The 16,607-nt window shown below is 66.7% G+C and carries 17 protein-coding genes; 10 read left to right on the plus strand and 7 right to left on the minus strand.

Annotation, left to right across the window (positions count from 1 at the left end):
• Positions 1–11: 11 nt before the first annotated feature.
• The 4 genes from aroE to mpl form a co-directional block, all read right to left on the minus strand.
• A complete protein-coding gene (aroE, locus tag GQ56_RS0112105; protein WP_031398908.1) occupies positions 12–878 on the minus strand; it encodes a shikimate dehydrogenase in 867 nt (288 codons plus the stop codon).
• The gene (locus tag GQ56_RS0112110) at positions 875–2,965 is read right to left on the minus strand and encodes a ribonuclease catalytic domain-containing protein (RefSeq protein WP_031398909.1); all 2,091 of its coding nucleotides are present in this window, start codon (positions 2,963–2,965) and stop codon (positions 875–877) included. The genes aroE and GQ56_RS0112110 overlap by 4 nt, the downstream gene beginning before the upstream one ends.
• Positions 2,966–3,045: 80 nt before the next feature.
• Positions 3,046–3,615, minus strand: coding sequence for a YqiA/YcfP family alpha/beta fold hydrolase (locus GQ56_RS0112115; RefSeq protein ID WP_031398910.1), 570 nt, complete (start codon positions 3,613–3,615; stop codon positions 3,046–3,048).
• A complete protein-coding gene (mpl, locus tag GQ56_RS0112120; RefSeq protein ID WP_031398911.1) occupies positions 3,612–4,997 on the minus strand; it encodes a UDP-N-acetylmuramate:L-alanyl-gamma-D-glutamyl-meso-diaminopimelate ligase in 1,386 nt (461 codons plus the stop codon). The genes GQ56_RS0112115 and mpl overlap by 4 nt, the downstream gene beginning before the upstream one ends.
• A 247-nt stretch (positions 4,998–5,244) precedes the next feature.
• Here mpl and GQ56_RS0112125 point away from each other — a divergent pair, with 247 nt between their 5' ends.
• The 10 genes from GQ56_RS0112125 (at position 5,245) to GQ56_RS0112175 (ending at position 13,659) form a co-directional block, all read left to right on the plus strand.
• On the plus strand, positions 5,245–5,889 hold the full coding sequence (locus GQ56_RS0112125) for a hypothetical protein (protein WP_031398912.1): 645 nt from the start codon (positions 5,245–5,247) through the stop codon (positions 5,887–5,889).
• A 7-nt stretch (positions 5,890–5,896) separates the two neighbouring features.
• A complete protein-coding gene (locus tag GQ56_RS0112130) occupies positions 5,897–6,454 on the plus strand; it encodes a TlpA family protein disulfide reductase (protein WP_031398913.1) in 558 nt (185 codons plus the stop codon).
• Between the two features lie 194 nt (positions 6,455–6,648).
• Positions 6,649–7,101, plus strand: a complete 453-nt coding sequence (gene aroQ, locus GQ56_RS0112135) for a type II 3-dehydroquinate dehydratase (protein WP_027783493.1) — start codon at positions 6,649–6,651, stop codon at positions 7,099–7,101.
• Positions 7,102–7,168: 67 nt separating this feature from the next.
• On the plus strand, positions 7,169–7,642 hold the full coding sequence (accB, locus tag GQ56_RS0112140; RefSeq protein ID WP_031398914.1) for an acetyl-CoA carboxylase biotin carboxyl carrier protein: 474 nt from the start codon (positions 7,169–7,171) through the stop codon (positions 7,640–7,642).
• Between the two features lie 84 nt (positions 7,643–7,726).
• Complete coding sequence (gene accC / locus GQ56_RS0112145; protein WP_031398915.1) at positions 7,727–9,094, plus strand: acetyl-CoA carboxylase biotin carboxylase subunit; 1,368 nt, start codon at positions 7,727–7,729, stop codon at positions 9,092–9,094.
• A gap of 2 nt (positions 9,095–9,096) precedes the next feature.
• Positions 9,097–9,999 (plus strand): 50S ribosomal protein L11 methyltransferase, encoded by a 903-nt coding sequence (gene prmA / locus GQ56_RS0112150; protein WP_031398916.1) that lies wholly within the window; start codon positions 9,097–9,099, stop codon positions 9,997–9,999.
• Between the two features lie 45 nt (positions 10,000–10,044).
• Positions 10,045–11,550: a zinc-ribbon and DUF3426 domain-containing protein gene (locus tag GQ56_RS39315; protein WP_043301323.1), complete on the plus strand. Its 1,506-nt coding sequence runs from the start codon at positions 10,045–10,047 to the stop codon at positions 11,548–11,550.
• A gap of 73 nt (positions 11,551–11,623) precedes the next feature.
• Complete coding sequence (gene tpx, locus GQ56_RS0112165; RefSeq protein WP_031398917.1) at positions 11,624–12,127, plus strand: thiol peroxidase; 504 nt, start codon at positions 11,624–11,626, stop codon at positions 12,125–12,127.
• Between the two features lie 100 nt (positions 12,128–12,227).
• On the plus strand, positions 12,228–13,166 hold the full coding sequence (locus GQ56_RS0112170; protein ID WP_031398918.1) for a carbohydrate kinase family protein: 939 nt from the start codon (positions 12,228–12,230) through the stop codon (positions 13,164–13,166).
• Between the two features lie 19 nt (positions 13,167–13,185).
• A complete protein-coding gene (locus GQ56_RS0112175; protein ID WP_031398919.1) occupies positions 13,186–13,659 on the plus strand; it encodes an outer membrane lipoprotein in 474 nt (157 codons plus the stop codon).
• A 229-nt stretch (positions 13,660–13,888) separates the two neighbouring features.
• Here the strand turns inward: GQ56_RS0112175 and GQ56_RS41155 are convergent, their stop codons facing one another.
• The 3 genes from GQ56_RS41155 to GQ56_RS0112185 form a co-directional block, all read right to left on the minus strand.
• Positions 13,889–14,623, minus strand: coding sequence for a histone H1-like repetitive region-containing protein (locus GQ56_RS41155; protein WP_031398920.1), 735 nt, complete (start codon positions 14,621–14,623; stop codon positions 13,889–13,891).
• Between the two features lie 28 nt (positions 14,624–14,651).
• Positions 14,652–14,978 carry a hypothetical protein gene (locus GQ56_RS41160; RefSeq protein WP_075122923.1) on the minus strand — a complete coding sequence of 109 codons (327 nt, stop codon included), beginning with the start codon at positions 14,976–14,978 and terminating at the stop codon, positions 14,652–14,654.
• 82 nt (positions 14,979–15,060) lie between these two features.
• Positions 15,061–16,272, minus strand: coding sequence for a ribonucleotide-diphosphate reductase subunit beta (locus tag GQ56_RS0112185; RefSeq protein WP_006758915.1), 1,212 nt, complete (start codon positions 16,270–16,272; stop codon positions 15,061–15,063).
• Positions 16,273–16,607 lie beyond the last annotated feature (335 nt).

The following is a 16,607-nucleotide window of genomic DNA, read 5'->3' on the forward strand; positions in this document are numbered from 1 at the left end:
CCGCGCCCCGTTCAGCCTGCCGCGAGCGCCTGGCGCAGCGCGGCCAGCACCGCCGCGCCGTCCGGCCGCACGCCGCGCCAGATGAAGAACGATTCGGCCGCCTGCTCGACGAGCATCCCGAGCCCGTCCGCCGTGCGCGCGCCGAGCGACGCCGCATGCTGCATGAACACGGTCGGCTGCGCGCCGTACATCATGTCGTACGCCAGCGTGCCCGCACCGAACGCGGCCGCGTCGCACTCCGGCAGCGCGGCGTCGAGGCTGCCTGCCGTCGCATTGATCACCACGTCGTACGGCTCCGCGCGCACGACGTCGGGGCCGCCGCCCGCGAGCGTGCAGCCCGCATCGTGCGCGGCCTGCATGAACTGGCCGACGAGCGCTTCGGCTTTGCTGGCGGTGCGGTTCACGATCGTGATCGACAGCGGCGCGCGGTCGAGCAGCGGCAGTACGACACCGCGTGCGGCGCCGCCCGCGCCGAGCAGCAGGATGCGCGCCCCCGCGAGCGACACGCCGAGATTCGTTTCGATGTCGCGCACGAGACCGGCGCCGTCGGTGTTGTCGCCGTGGATGCGGCCGTCGGCGTCGATGCGCAGCGTGTTCACCGCGCCCGCCGCCGCCGCGCGCGACGACAGCGTGTCGGCAAGCGCATGCGCCTCGAGCTTGAACGGCACCGTCACGTTCGCGCCGCGCCCGCCTTCGGCGACGAAGGCCCGCACGGCCGCCTCGAACCCGTCGACCGGCGCAAGCCGGTGCGTGTACGCAACCGCCTCGCCGGTCTGCGCGGCGAACTGCTCGTGGATGAACGGCGACTTGCTGTGCGCCACCGGGTTGCCGAACACGACATAGCGGTCGGCGCCGCTCGTCGACGCAGCCGCGTTCATGATGCGCGCCCCTCCTCGCTGTCGTTGCCGTTGCCGCCCGCGGCTTCGCCGCCAGCGTCCGCCGTCGCGCCGTCCGCTTCGGCCAGCGCTTCCGCCTCGGTCTCCGCGGTGGCGTCTTCCGCGTCGATCAGCGTGTCGCCGCTTTCCGCTTCATCCTCTTCTTCCGGCGCATCGCCGCTCGTCACGGTCGGCGCGTCGAGCACGTTCAGCAGCCGCACCGACGCCTCGATCGTCAGCTCGTCGAGCGACATCACGTCGAGCAGCACGCGCGTGCCGCGCGCATGCACGCCGAGCCCCGGCACGTGCAGCAGCAGCGGAATCTCCTCGAGGCGCACGAGATCGCCCTTCACGACGCTCGCGACGACCTGCTTCTTCTGCTCCTGCGCGAGCCAGCGCAGGCACCAGAAATATTCCATCCGGCGCTGGTAGTCGGCATAGGCCGTATACGTATCGTCGAAGCCCTGGACGACCGCGTACAGATCGGCGTCCTTCGGCTTGAACGGCGCGGCGAGCTTCGCGGTGACGCCGTGCTGCACGCACGCGAGCAGTTGCCACTGGTTCACGAGGTCGACGTAGCGGCGCAGCGGCGACGTGCTCCATGCGTACTGCGGCACGCCGAGGCCTTCGTGCGGCGCGGCCGTCGTCTGCATCCGCGTGCGTTTCGGGCCCGGTGCGCCGAAACCCCGCTGCGAGCGGTAGATGCCGGGCACCGTGTGATCGTGCAGGAACGCGCCCCAGGTCGAGTTCGCGAGAATCGCGAGTTCCGACACGATCAGGTCGAGCGGCGACCCGCGGCGGCGCGGCGTGATCGACACGTGCTCGCCTTCGACGTAGAAGTTGTAGTCGGTATTGCGCTGCACTTCACGCTTCAGGCCGTAGCCCGCGCGCGCCAGCTGGCGCTTCTCGAACAGCGCCTGCGCGAGCGGCCACAGCACGGCGATGTCGTCCTTGTGCGGATAGTCGCCGGTGCCGGCCGCGAGCGTCTCTTCGGTGACGAGCTCGTCGAGCGTGTTGTGGCGCAGGTTGTTCTTCACGAACACGAGCTCGGCGCGCGTCTCGTTCGCGACGATCTCCTGCGTGTCGCGGTTGACGATGATGTACAGCGACAGCGCCGGACGGTAATCGCCTTCCTTCAGCGTGAACACGTCGACGACGTCGTCCGGCAGCATCGTGATCTTGTCGCCCGGCATGTAGACCGTCGACAGGCGCGCCCGCGCGATCGCATCGACCGCGTCGCCGCGCACGATGCCGAGCGCCGGCGCGGCGATGTGCACGCCGATCCGCACCCGGCCGTCGGACAGGTGCTCGACCGAGAACGCGTCGTCGATTTCGGTCGTCGTGACGTCGTCGATCGAGAACGCCTCGACGTCCGCGCGCGGCAGGTCGTCCGGCAGCGCACCGACCGTGACGGGCGGAAAGCCCGTGCCGTGCGGGAAGAATTCCGCGAGGAAGCGTGCCTCGTGCAGCGCACGCGGCGACGCGATGCCGCCGCAATCGAGCATCAGCCGCGCCGGCGACACGCCGCGCGCGCCGGCCGCCGCTTCCATCGCCTTGTATTCGATCGCGTTCTTGTCCGGCCGCGTCAGCAGCCCGAGCACCTTGCCCGCGAACGCTTCCGGCAGCTTGCCGGCCTTCAGTTCCTCTTCATACTGCACCTGGACGAGCGCCTGCTGGCGCTTGCGCTCGAGCGACGCGAGCGCCATCTTGAGCTGCTCCTCCGGTGCGCGCTGGTATTGGCCGCGCCCCTTGCGGCGGAAGTACACGGGCGAGCCGTGCAGCCGCAGCACCAGCGCCGCGCGCTCGACCGGGCCGTACGCTGTGCCGAAGTACTCCTCGGCCAGCGCCGTGTACGCGAACTCGTCGGACGGCGCGCACTCCCACAGGAAGTCCAGATCGATCTGCTGCGCGGCCGTGTCGGCCTCCTGCATCAGTTCGCTCGCGGCCGGCTTCTCGAATTCGATCAGCACGTCTTTCGCGCGCACCTTCGCACGCCGCCCGCCGGGCAACTCGACCTGAAATGCGTCGCCCTGGCGCGACAGCACGCTGCCCGCCTTGAAACTGCCCGATTCCTCGAAGAAAACGTTCACTCAGTACTCTCGTTCAGACTGCCGGGCACCGCATCGGCGGCGCCGCATGATGATGGGGATTCGATCGGCACGGGGCCGGGTTATGACGCTTTTCCGTCGCAAAACGCGAGAACGTCGTCGACATAGTCGGCAAATTCGCTGATTCCATGATCGCTGCCTTCGATCACGCGCGTCTTCGCGCCCGGGTAATGGGCCAGCATCTCGCGGTAATCGAGCACTTCGTCGCCGGTGGCCGCGAACAGATAGTAGCGGTCGGCACGCGTGATCGCCGGCACGCGCAGCGCGTCGAGCTCGTGCAGGTGACGGCGCTCGACGACGATCGTGCCGCCGCCGTGCCATAGCGGCTGCTCGCCCAGATGCTGTTCGAGATCGCGCTGCGGCACGATGGCCGGATTCAGCAGCACGGCCTTCCAGCCGTGCTTTTCGGCCAGCCACGTGGCGTAGTAACCACCGAGCGAGCTGCCGATGACGGTCACGTCGCGCGCGCCCGCCACTTCCGCTTCGGCCAACGCGATCGCATCGAGCGGCGACACCGACAGCGACGGGCACCGCCACTCGTCCGTGCGGCCGAGCTCGGCCATGCGCGCGGCGAGCAGCCGCGACTTCTGCGATTCCGGCGACGACCGGAAGCCGTGCAGATACAGGATCACGTGCGGCTCCCGAGCGCGTCGAGCAGCTTCTGGTGCACGCCGCCGAAGCCGCCGTTGCTCATCACGAGTACGTGGTCGCCCGGCCGGGCGGCCCCGACGACCGCCTTTACCAGCAGGTGAAGATCGTCGAACGCGTGTGCGCGGTCGTCGAGCGGCGCCAGCGCCTCGGCAAGATTCCAGCCGAGCGCGTCGCGCCCCGCCGGTGCGCCGTAGCCGAACACGAGATCGGCGTCGGCCAGGCTCGCCGGCAATTGCGACTTCATCACGCCGAGCTTCATCGTATTCGAGCGCGGCTCGAGTACGGCGAGGATGCGGGCATGCTTGCGGCCGATGCGCGCACGAAGGCCTGCGATCGTGGTTTCGATCGCGGTCGGATGGTGCGCGAAGTCGTCGTAGACGGTCACGCCGTCCACGCTGCCGCGTACTTCCATGCGGCGCTTCACGTTGCGGAACGACGCGAGGGACGCGGCGGCCTGCGCGGGCGGCACGCCGACGTGGCGCGCGGCGGCGATCGCCGCGAGCGCGTTCATCCGGTTGTGATCGCCCTGCACCTGCCAGGCGACTTCGCCGACGCGCCCGGCCTGCGCATACACGGCGAAACGCTCGTCGACCGGCACGCCGTCCTCGGCCGGCAGCGCCTGCCAGCCGCCGTCGACGCCGAACCGCTCGACCTCGCTCCAGCAGCCGCGCGCCAGCACGCGCTCGAGCGCGTCCGACCGGCCGTTCGTGACGATCCGGCCGACTCCGGGCACGGTACGCACGAGATGGTGGAATTGCGTCTCGATCGCGGCGAGATCCGGGAAGATGTCGGCGTGATCGAACTCAAGATTGTTCAGCACCGCGGTGCGCGGCCGATAGTGGACGAACTTCGAGCGCTTGTCGAAGAACGCCGTGTCGTATTCGTCGGCCTCGATCACGAAGAAGCTCGAATCGGTGAGCCGCGCCGACACGCCGAAGTTCAGCGGCACGCCGCCGATCAGGAAGCCCGGGTTCAGGCCTGCGTCCTCCAGCAGCCACGCGAGCATCGACGACGTGGTCGTCTTGCCGTGCGTCCCCGCGACCGCCAGCACCCATTTGCCGGCCAGCACGTGTTCGCCCAGCCACTGCGGGCCCGACACGTACGGCAGGCCGCGATCGAGGATCGCTTCCATCAGCGGATTGCCGCGCGTGACGACGTTGCCGATCACGAAGAGATCCGGCTTCAGGTCGATCTGCTCGGCGCCGTAGCCCTCGGTCAGCGTGATGCCCTGCGCTTCGAGCTGCGTGCTCATCGGCGGATAGACGCCCGCGTCGCAACCCGTCACCGTGTGGCCCGCCTCGCGTGCGAGTACGGCGAGACCGCCCATGAAGGTGCCGCAGATGCCAAGAATGTGGATGTGCATAGATGAATGCTTTCGCGCCGCCGGGGCGCCGTCGATTCGGAAAGATTGCGTCTGCGGCGCGCCGGACACGCCGTGCGACCGGTGCCCGTTCGACGGCGGTTGCCGCGACACAAAGAACACTATTGTAACTGACGGCCTGCCGTGCCCGGCGGCCCGAACGATGTCCGCGAACGGCGCCGGCGCGCCCGGCGGCAGGCCGCCGCACCTGCGCTCGGGCGCTGCGGCGATCGAGTATGATTGCCGGATCATGTCTCGCAAACCTCTTGTCGACCCGCGGCGCGTCCGCGAGGAAATCGCCCAGTCCGCCGCCCGCCTGATCGCGGAGGACGGCCTGGACTACGCCGGCGCGAAACGCAAGGCCGCGCGCCAGTTGCTCGGCGAATCGCGCGTTGCCGGCGAATGGCTGCCGGATAACGACCAGATCGAGGAAGAACTGCACGCGTACCTCGCCCTGTTCCAGAGCGACACGCAGCCGGACGAGCTGCGCCGCCTGCGCGAGGTCGCGCTGGAATGGATGCGCCGGCTCGCCGAGTTCAACCCGTATGTGACGGGCGCCGTGCTGAACGGCACCGCGAACGCGCATTCGGACATCCATTTGCAGGCATTTACCGATAACCCGAAGGACGTCGCAATCTACCTGCTGAACCAGAACGTCCAGTACGACGTATCCGAGACGCGGCACTTCGCGGGCCGCGGCGACGTCGAGACGCTGAGCTTCCTGTGGCGCCCGCGGCGCGACGTGGACGCGATCGGCATCCACCTCGCGCTCTATGCGAGCGACGACCTGCGCGGCGCGGTCAAGGCCGACGCGCGCGGCCGGGTCGCCCGTGCGGATGCCGCGGCGCTGCGCGCGCTCGTCGAAGCAGGCGACGCCCCTTCCGAACCGGAATGATTCAACGATGACAATGAAACGCATGATGGCGCTCGCGGTAGTCGCGGCCGCCGCCGTTGCCGGCGGGATCGCCGCCGGCCACTGGTTCCGCGGCGCTCCCGGCGACGGTGACGGCGTCGCCGTCGCCGCGCCCGCCGCGCACGGCAGCCCGGTCGAGCAGCTGTGGGCGGCATCGCTCACGGATGTCGACGGCAAGCCGGCCTCGCTGGCCGCCTTCAAGGGCCAGAAGGTCGTGGTCAATTTCTGGGCGTCATGGTGCGGTCCGTGCGTCGAGGAGATGCCCGAGCTCGTCGCGCTGTCGCACCAGTACAAGCAGAAGGGCATCCGTTTCATCGGAATCGGCGTCGATTCCGGGCAGAACGTGAAGAACTTCCTGCAGAAGGTGAAGGTCGACTATCCGGTTTTCGTCAGCGGATATGCAGGCGCCGATCTGGCCCGGAATTTCGGAAATACCGCCGGCGCGCTGCCGTTTACGGTCGTCATCGACGAAACCGGCAAGATTCGCGAGACAAAATTAGGGCAAATCCAGCCGGCCGAGCTGAAAAAGACGCTCGACGCGCTGTAACCTGCCCGAACGGCTGTACGTGCGTTGGCGGCCATTTGTCCGTCGATCGCCGCAATTTCGCGTGAATTCGCCGACACTTTGCATCCGTACCGGCAATTCCCTCAGGCCCGGAACGCCCGGCCGTTCGGCGAAACTAGACAAATTTCTCTAAATAGCGCTAAAGTTCGCGCAATTCCGCAGAAATAGAAGCGACCATGACACGATTGCTGGTGCTGCACGGCCCCAACCTGAACCTTCTCGGCACCCGGGAACCGGAGGTGTACGGCCGCGTCACGCTGGCGCAGATCGATCAGGCGCTTGCCGCCCGTGCCCGGGAAGCCGGTGCCGAACTGTCGTCGTTCCAGAGCAACCATGAAGGCGCGCTGGTCGACCGCATTCAGGCCGCGCGGGAAGAACAGACCGATTTCATCCTGATCAATCCGGCCGCGTATACGCACACGAGCGTCGCGATCCGGGACGCGATCGCCGGCGTTGGCATTCCGTTCGTCGAGGTTCACTTGTCGAACGTGCATCGTCGCGAAGCGTTCAGGCACCACTCCTACTTTTCCGACCAGGCCGAAGGCGTGATCTGCGGGCTCGGCTGGAAAGGTTATCTGTACGCGCTCGAGTACGCGCTGGACAAGCTGCAAGGCGCGTCGCGCGGCTGATTTCGCGATCTAGATTGAGCGCCGGCCGCTAAACCGGCGCTTTCACGTATTGAAAGGGGAATTCCCGATGGATCTTCGTAAGCTGAAAACTCTGATCGACCTCGTTTCCGAATCCGGCATCTCCGAGCTGGAAGTGACGGAAGGCGAAGGCAAGGTGCGCATCGTCAAGAACGCGCCGCCGGTCTACGTGCAGCCGACGGCTGGGTATGCCCCGCAGGTCAGCGCGCCGGTCCCGTCGGTCGCGCTGCCGACCGACGGCGCTGCCGCGCCGGCCGCAGGCGGTGCCGCCGCACCGGCCGCTCCGCAGGGCCACGTCGTGACGTCGCCGATGGTCGGCACGTTCTATCGCGCACCGTCGCCGGGCGCGGACCCGTTCGTCCAGGTCGGCGACACGGTCAAGGAAGGCCAGACGATCTGCATCATCGAAGCGATGAAGCTGCTCAACGAGATCGAGTCGGACAAGGCCGGCGTGATCAAGGAAATCCTCGTCGAGAACGGCCAGGCAGTCGAATACGGCCAGCCGCTTTTCGTGATCGGCTAAGCCCGCCGCGCGGCCTGCGGGCCGCGCGCCGCCGATGCTCGCCAGGCGCCGTTCGCGCGCCCCTCGAAGAGACGAATACTCGCTATGTTTGAAAAAATCCTCATTGCCAACCGCGGTGAAATCGCGCTGCGTATTCAGCGCGCGTGCCGCGAGCTCGGCGTCAAGACGGTGGTCGTCTACTCGGAAGCCGACAAGGAAGCCAAGTACGTGCGCCTCGCGGACGAAGCCGTCTGTATCGGCCCGGCTCCGTCGAACCTGAGCTACCTGAACATGCCGGCGCTGATCAGCGCCGCGGAAGTCACCGACGCCGAGGCGATCCACCCCGGCTACGGCTTCCTGTCGGAAAACGCCGATTTCGCCGAGCGCGTCGAGCAGTCGGGCTTCACGTTCATCGGCCCGCGCCCGGAAACGATCCGCATGATGGGCGACAAGGTCACCGCCAAGCAGACGATGATCAAGACCGGCGTGCCATGCGTGCCGGGTTCGGAAGGCGCGTTGCCGGACGATCCGAAGGAGATCGTCAAGATTGCGCGCGCGGTCGGCTATCCGGTCATCATCAAGGCGGCCGGCGGCGGCGGCGGGCGCGGCATGCGCGTCGTGCACACCGAGGCCGCGCTCGTCAATGCGGTCAACATGACCCGCGAGGAAGCCGGCCGTGCGTTCGGCAACCCGCAGGTGTACATGGAAAAGTTCCTCGAGAACCCGCGTCACATCGAGATCCAGGTGCTGTCCGACGCGTACAAGAACGCGATCTGGCTGGGCGAGCGCGACTGCTCGATGCAGCGCCGCCACCAGAAGGTGATCGAGGAAGCACCGGCGCCGGGCATCCCGCGCCGCCTGATCGACCGCATCGGCGACCGCTGCGCGGACGCCTGCAAGAAGATGGGCTACCTCGGCGCCGGCACGTTCGAGTTCCTGTACGAAAACGGCGAGTTCTACTTCATCGAGATGAACACGCGCGTGCAGGTCGAACACCCGGTATCGGAGCTGATCACGGGCGTCGACATCGTGCAGGAACAGATCCGCATCGCGGCCGGCGAGAAGCTCACGCTGCGCCAGCGCGACATCCAGTTCCGCGGACATGCGATCGAATGCCGGATCAACGCCGAAGATCCGTTCAAGTTCACGCCGTCGCCCGGCCGCATCACGTCCTGGCATACGCCGGGCGGCCCCGGCGTGCGCGTCGACTCGCACGCCTACAATGGCTATTTCGTGCCGCCGAACTATGATTCGATGATCGGCAAGCTGATCACCTACGGCGCGACGCGCGAGCAGGCGATCAGCCGGATGCGCATCGCGCTGTCGGAAATGGTCGTCGAAGGCATCCAGACCAACATCCCGCTGCACCGCGAGCTGATGATCGATTCGAAGTTCGTCGAAGGCGGCACCAGCATCCATTACCTCGAAAACCGGCTCGCGCAGAAGCAGCAGGTCGCACCGGAAGAAGCGTAAGCATGAGCTATCGCGAACTCGTCGTCGAACTGGCCCGCGAGCATGCGGAGGCGCTGTCCGACGCGCTGCTCGAACTCGGCGCGCTGTCGGTGTCCGTCGAGGACGCCGACGCCGACACGCCCGACGAACAGCCGCTCTTCGGCGAGCCCGGCCTCGTGCCGGACCGCACCGCGTGGCAGCACTCGCGCGTGGTCGCGCTGCTGTCGGCCGACCACGAGCCGGCCGTGTTGCTCGCGGCGGCCGCGAACGAGATCGGCATCGCCGAGACGCCCGGGTTCACCGTGCGCGAAGTCGAGGAACAGGACTGGGTGCGGCTCACGCAGTCGCAGTTCGAGCCGATCCCGATCGGCGAACGGATCTGGGTCGTGCCGTCGTGGCACGACGCGCCCGATCCCGATGCACTCGTCCTCGAGCTCGACCCCGGCCTCGCGTTCGGCACCGGCAGCCACCCGACCACGCGTCTTTGCATGGAATGGCTCGAGCAGTCGGTGAAGCCCGGCCAGTCGGTGCTCGACTACGGCTGCGGCTCGGGCATTCTCGCGATCCTCGCGAGGAAATGCGGGGCGAACCCCGTCATCGGCATCGACATCGATCCGCAGGCGGTCGAGTCGGCGCGGCAGAACAGCGAACGCAACCGCGCGGAAGTCACGTACGGGTTGCCCGACGCGTGCCCGGACGGCGAATTCGACATCGTCGTCGCGAACATCCTGTCGAATCCGCTGAAGCTGATGGCGTCGATGCTTGCCTCGAAGGTCAAACCGGGCGGGCGTATCGCGCTGTCGGGCGTGCTGGCACGCCAGGCGGACGAGGTGGCGGCCGTCTATGCACGCTACGTCGACATCTCGGTCTGGCGCGAACACGAAGGTTGGGTATGCCTCGCCGGAACGCGGCGGGAAAGCCATTAGAATAGCGCTGTCCTTCACTCTGGCCTGCAGGCCGCCCGGCTCGACATGCTTCTTGCGACGCGCTGTCCTCATTGCGAAACCGTCTTCCGGCTGCAGCAGGAACAGCTCTCGCTGCATCACGGGCTCGTGCGCTGCGGGCATTGCCACGAAGTCTTCAACGCGTCCGAGTCGCTCGTACCCGAGCACGCGCAGCAACCCGAACCGACCGTGACCGAACCGGCCGGCGAGCCGGACGACGGCGAGGTGCACCATCCCGCTCCGCCGGCCCGCCTGTTCACTTCCGCTGCGCCGGCCGGATCTCCTGCCGACACCGATTACGAGCCGGAACACTGGGACATGTGGGCGCCCTGGCTCGATGCCGGCGTCGATCCGGCTCTGCAGCACAACGTGCGGACGGTGCGTACCGCGCCGCTCGTGCCGGTCGCGCTCCCGCCCACGGAAGCCGGCGTCGTCCACCTGTCGGCCTCGGCGGCGCCGTTCGCCCCGTCCGCGGCCGCGCCGGCCGCCTCCTCCGTCGCGCAATTGGCCGAATCGCCGTCGGCGCGGATCCATCAAGATACCGAAGCATCGGCTGAGTCCGCTGAGTCCGCTGAGTCCGCTGAGTCCGCTGAGTCCGCTGAGTCCGCTGAGTCCGCTGAGTCCGCTGAGTCCGCTGAGTCCGCTCAGTCCGCTCAGTCCGCTCAGTCCGCTCAGTCCGCTCAGTCCGCTCAGTCCGCTCAGTCCGCTCAGTCCGCTCAGTCCGCTCAGTCGCCCGTGGAGCGCGATCCACGTGAACCGCGCTTCGTCGCCCACCTTCCGCCCGAAGCAGACACCGCGCACGAAGCAGCCGAACCCGTCGGCACCGCGCGCTTCACATTGCCGGACGACGAACGCGCGCCGCGCGAACCGCGATTCGCGTTCACGCCGTCGCCGGCCGCCATCGAACAGGCACCCGAAACCGCCGCCACGCGTCGCGACACAGCCACAACCGCGGCAGCCGACACGCCCGCCGCACCGTTTCCGGCTGCGCTGACCGACGACGATCGCCCGCACTTCGCCGTCACGCGCGAGACGCGCGCACCGCAGCGACGCGGGATCCTCGGCGGCTTTTTCGGCGGCCTCGTCGCCGCCGCGCTGGCCGTGCTGCTCGTTGCCCAGCTCGCGTGGTGGCAGCGCGAGGCGTTGATGATCCGCTGGCCCGCCACGCTGGGCTGGTTCCGGCAGGCCTGCGCGCCGCTCGGCTGCACCGTCGCGCCGCCGCGCGCGATCGACGGCCTGCGGCTCGACGCAACCGACCTGCGCCAGCTCGACGGCCCGCGAGAACTCGAGCTGAAGGTGCCGCTGACGAACCGCTACCGCGTTGCGCTCGCGTACCCGTCGCTCGAACTGACGCTGCTCGACGACACCAGTCACGTAACCGTGCGCCGCGTGCTCGCGCCGCGCGACTACGTGCGCCCGGGCACGCCGATCGACGCCGGGCTGCCGCCCGGCACGACGCAGACGATGGTCGTCCGCCTCGAAACGAACGGCACGCCCGCCTCGAATTTCCGCGTCCAGATCTTCTATCCTTGACGCGCCGCGGCGCGCGCATGCGCGCCCGTCTCAACCCGCGCGCCCGAGCGGCGCGCTATTTCGGAGCACGAACATGAGCAAAGTTACGCTGGGTGGCAACCCGATCGATCTCGCCGGCACGTTCCCGACTGTCGGCGCCCAGGGCGCCGATTTCAAGCTGGTCGGCAAGGATCTCGCCGACCTGTCGCTCGCCAGCTTCGCCGGCAAGCGCAAGGTGCTGAACATCGTGCCGAGCCTCGACACGCCGACCTGCGCGACGTCGACCCGCAAGTTCAACGAAGCCGCATCGTCGCTCGACAACACGGTCGTCGTCGTCGTGTCCGCCGACCTGCCGTTCGCCGCCACGCGCTTCTGCACGACCGAAGGCCTCGAGAACGTCGTGACGGCTTCGACGTTCCGCACCGGCCGCGCGTTCGCGAACGCATACGGCGTCGACGTGACGAGCGGCCCGCTGAACGGCCTGACCGCACGCGCGGTCGTGGTGCTCGACGCGCAGGACAAGGTGATCCACGCGGAACTCGTCGGCGAAATCAAGGACGAGCCGAACTACGACGCCGCGCTCGCCGCGCTGAAGTAATCCCGCTGCCGCCCGGCCCTGCCGCGCGAAGCCCGACGACGGGCCCTTCGCGCGCCGGCCGGGCGGCCGCTTCCCTTTGTTCTCTACAGGAACGTACGCCTTGACTACGCTGATTTGCGGCTCGCTCGCCTACGACAACATCATGACCTTCGAAGGTCGCTTCCGCGAGCACATCCTGCCCGACCAGGTTCACCTTCTCAACGTGAGCTTCCTGGTGCCGACGATGCGTCGCGAATTCGGCGGCTGCGCGGGGAACATCGCTTACGCACTGCACATGCTCGGGGGCGACGCCCGCATCATGGCGACGGTCGGCGCGAACGATGCCGACCGGTATCTCGAACGCCTCGACAGCCTCGGCCTGTCGAAGGCAAACGTGCGCGTGGTGCCCGATACGCACACCGCGCAGGCAATGATCACGACCGATCTCGACAACAACCAGATCACCGCCTTCCACCCCGGCGCGATGATGCAGTCGCACCTGAACCGTGCGGACGACGTCGCGGGCGTGAAGCTCGGCATCGTCGCGCCGGACGGCTTCGACGGCATGGTCCAGCACGCCGAGCAGTTCGCGAAGGCCGGCGTTCCGTTCATCTTCGATCCGGGCCAGGGCCTGCCGCTGTTCGACGGTGCGACGCTGCGCCGCATCATTGAACTCGCGACGTTCGTCGCGGTCAACGATTACGAAGGCAAGCTCGTCAGCGACAAGACGGGCTGGTCCGAACAGGAAATCGCCAGCCGGGTTCAGGCGTTGATCATCACGCGCGGCGAGCACGGCTCCACCATTCTTCACAAGAACGGCGAAGAACAGATTCCCGTCGTGGGTGCCGAGCGCGTCGTCGATCCGACCGGCTGCGGCGATGCCTTCCGGGGCGGCCTGCTGTACGGCATCGAGAATGGCCTCGACTGGGCAACCACGGGCCGCCTCGCGAGCCTGATGGGCTCGCTCAAGATCGCCCACCAGGGGCCCCAGACTTACGTACTGACGCGCGCCGAGATCGACGCGCGCTTCGAGGCTGCCTTCGGTTACAGTCTCGAATGAATTTTGTGGGAGAGCAAAGATGTTGACGAAAAAGACCCTCACGCTCGCGGCCATGCTGACGGCCTCGCTGACGCTCGCCGGCTGCTTCACGCCGCCCGGGTCGGCCGACGTCTATAGCGTCGGCCAGGCGCAGCGCGAACAGACGGTCCGCATGGGCACGGTCGAAAGCGTCCGCGCGGTTCGCATCCAGTCCGACGGCGGCGGCGCCGCGATCGGCACGATCGGCGGCGGCGCACTCGGTGCGGTGGCAGGCAGCGCGATCGGCGGCGGCAAGGGATCGATCCTGACGGCAATCGCCGGCGGTCTCGTGGGTGCGGTCGCGGGCAACGCGGTCGGCGAAAACCTCAGCACGGCGAACGGTGTCGAAATCACCGTGCGCCTCGACAACGGCGATCTGCGCTCGATCACGCAGGCCGCCAGCGGCGAAGCGTTCCGCGCAGGCGAGCGTGTGCGACTGCTGTCGAGCGGCGGCGTCACGCGCGTCACGCACTAACCGGTATCCTCAGCACGCGGCGCAAGCCGCGGTCGAACGCATGTGCGAAGCTGCACATGCGTTTTTTTTCGCCCCTGCTCGCCGCAGCCCGCAGACGGGCATCCGGCGCACGCTCGAATGCGGGCGAAAAAAAATCCCGCCACCTGAGCCAGATGGCGGGATCGATTGAGTAGCGCTACTCAACCCACGGACACCACGTGAGTGCCCGGGTAGTGCTGGTCAGCCTCGATTACGGACGGCTGCCGGTCGGGAACGGCCATGCCGCTGCCGGGTTGAGCGCGGTCTTCACGCCCGATGCCGGCGCAACCGATGCGGTCGACGCGGTCGTTGCCGGCGCAGCCTTCTTCACGACGGCCTTCTTCGGTGCAGCGGCCTTCTTTGCGGGAGCGGCAGCCTTCGGAGCGGCAGCTTTCGGCGCAGCAGCCTTCTTCGCCGGAGCGGCAGCCTTCGGTGCAGCAGCCTTCTTCGCCGGAGCAGCAGCCTTCGGTGCAGCGGCCTTCTTCGCCGGAGCAGCAGCCTTCGGCGCAGCGGCCTTCTTCGCCGGAGCGGCAGCCTTCTTCGCAGCGGCCTTCTTCGCAGCAGGCGCAGCCTTCTTCGCGACAGCCTTCTTCGCAGCAGGCGCGGCCTTCTTCGCAGCAGCCTTCTTAGCCGGTGCTGCCTTCTTCGCAGCAACCTTCTTCACTGCGACCTTCTTCGCTGCAACCTTCTTCACTGCGGCCTTCTTGGCCGGTGCTGCCTTCTTCGCGGCAACCTTCTTCACCGCGACTTTCTTCGCTGCAACCTTCTTCGTTGCGACCTTCTTCACCGCGGCCTTCTTGGCCGGTGCTGCCTTCTTCGCGGCAACCTTCTTCACCGCGACCTTCTTCACTGCAGCGGCCTTCTTCGCCGGAGCAGCAGCCTTCTTCGCAACGGTCTTCTTTGCAGCAACCTTCTTAGCAGCCGGTTTCTTCTTGGCGGTAACCATGTTGTTCTCCTTCAGGTTCAGATGAGAGTCAGTTCAAACTACACCCTTCGTCAAAACCCGCTTCCCGCGGACGCTGTTCAGGACGTGCGCTTCGAAGCGGGCTATTCATCGGCGTACGCGGATACCACGCGCTTACGCTAATGAATACGGTATGGCGCGCGTGACCGCCCGGCCTCGCGCGCCAAATCAAGTCGGTAGCCGGCGCGCCTCGCGCCGCTACCCCTAATCGCTTGATCAAGCGGACCGCCACACGGCCGTCCGCTTTTTCCGGAGGGAAGTTTGCCCATCCCACTGAAGGGTTCGCAAAGTGCCTGTCGTATCGTTGGGCCGTTAAGGCACCGGGCATGCTTTGCATCAGGCGTTCTTGCTCCTAAACCTTGGGCCGGGGCCGAGAGGCCGCCGGCTGCTCCATCATGTGACGGGTTCGCTGCTGCGGGTTATTCCCAGGACAGCGCGCCCCCCGTCTGATACTCGATCACACGCGTCTCGAAGAAGTTGCGTTCCTTCTTCAGGTCGATCATCTCGCTCATCCACGGGAACGGGTTTTCCTCGTTCGGGTACAGCGGATCGAGGCCGATCTGCTGGCAACGGCGGTTGCTGATGAAGCGCAGATAGCTCTTGAACATCGACGCGTTCAAACCCAGCACGCCGCGCGGCATCGTGTCTTCGGCGTAGCGGTATTCGAGTTCGACAGCCTGCTTGAACAGCTCGCGGATCTCGGCGCGGAATTCCGCGGTCCAGAGATGCGGATTCTCGAGCTTGATCTGGTTGATCAGGTCGATGCCGAAATTGCAGTGCATCGACTCGTCGCGCAGGATGTACTGATATTGCTCTGCAGCACCCGTCATCTTGTTCTGGCGGCCGAGCGCGAGGATCTGCGTGAACCCGACATAGAAGAACAGGCCTTCCATGATGCAGGCGAACACGATCAGCGACTTCAGCAGCTTCTGATCCGCTTCGAGCGTGCCGGTCTTGAAGGCCGGATCCGTCAGCGTGTGGATGAACGGGATCAGGAATTCGTCCTTCGCGCGGATCGACGTGACCTCGTGGTACGCGTTGAAGATCTCGCCTTCGTCGAGACCGAGCGATTCGACAATGTATTGGTACGCGTGCGTGTGGATCGCTTCCTCGAACGCCTGGCGCAGCAGGAACTGCCGGCACTCGGGCGCCGTGATGTGGCGGTACGTGCCGAGCACGATGTTGTTCGCCGCGAGCGAATCGGCCGTCACGAAGAAGCCGAGGTTGCGCTTCACGATGCGGCGCTCGTCCTCGGTCAGACCGTTCGGGTCCTTCCACAGGGCGATGTCGCGGGACATGTTGATTTCCTGCGGCATCCAGTGGTTCGCACAACCGGCCAGATACTTTTCCCACGCCCACTTGTACTTGAACGGCACCAGCTGATTCACGTCAGTCTGGCCGTTGATGATGCGCTTGTCGGCGACATTGACCCGCGCTTCCGAACCGCCGGCGGGAACAGCCGATGCTTGCGGCGGCACCGCAAGATCGCCTTCGAAAATGTCGCGGACCTGATGGGCGGCAGGCGCTGCTGCCTGCGTTCCGACAGCCATTCCGGCGGAGGTGCGCATCGCGTTTTGCTGCGCCCCGCTCGCGGGAGTTACGGCAGTCTTCTCGTCATCCCAGTTGAGCATAAATTCTCACCATCAATTTAGAACGGTTTGTACCATCTTTTCCTGAGCGATAAAAGGGTTCGCTCACGAAAAATCCTTTTTTCGATTCGCGTTGCGACCTCGATACAACACTTTGAGCAACGCATCGTCGTTCATGCAGCGCGCGATGCGAGTCGCGCGTGTATCGCGAGGTGCGCTCGACGCATCGAACGCTGATCGAAACACGACATCGTCGGGGACGTTTCGATCGCTCGTCACTGCCTGCAACGCAGGTGCCGCGTTACAGATTCCTTATCATTTTTTTAGTTGAGAGCGGCGCACACTTCAACCTCGATCGGTCGTCGTGTGCGCCGCCC

This window comes from Burkholderia paludis, from assembly GCF_000732615.1.
GTDB classification, from domain to species: domain Bacteria; phylum Pseudomonadota; class Gammaproteobacteria; order Burkholderiales; family Burkholderiaceae; genus Burkholderia; species Burkholderia paludis.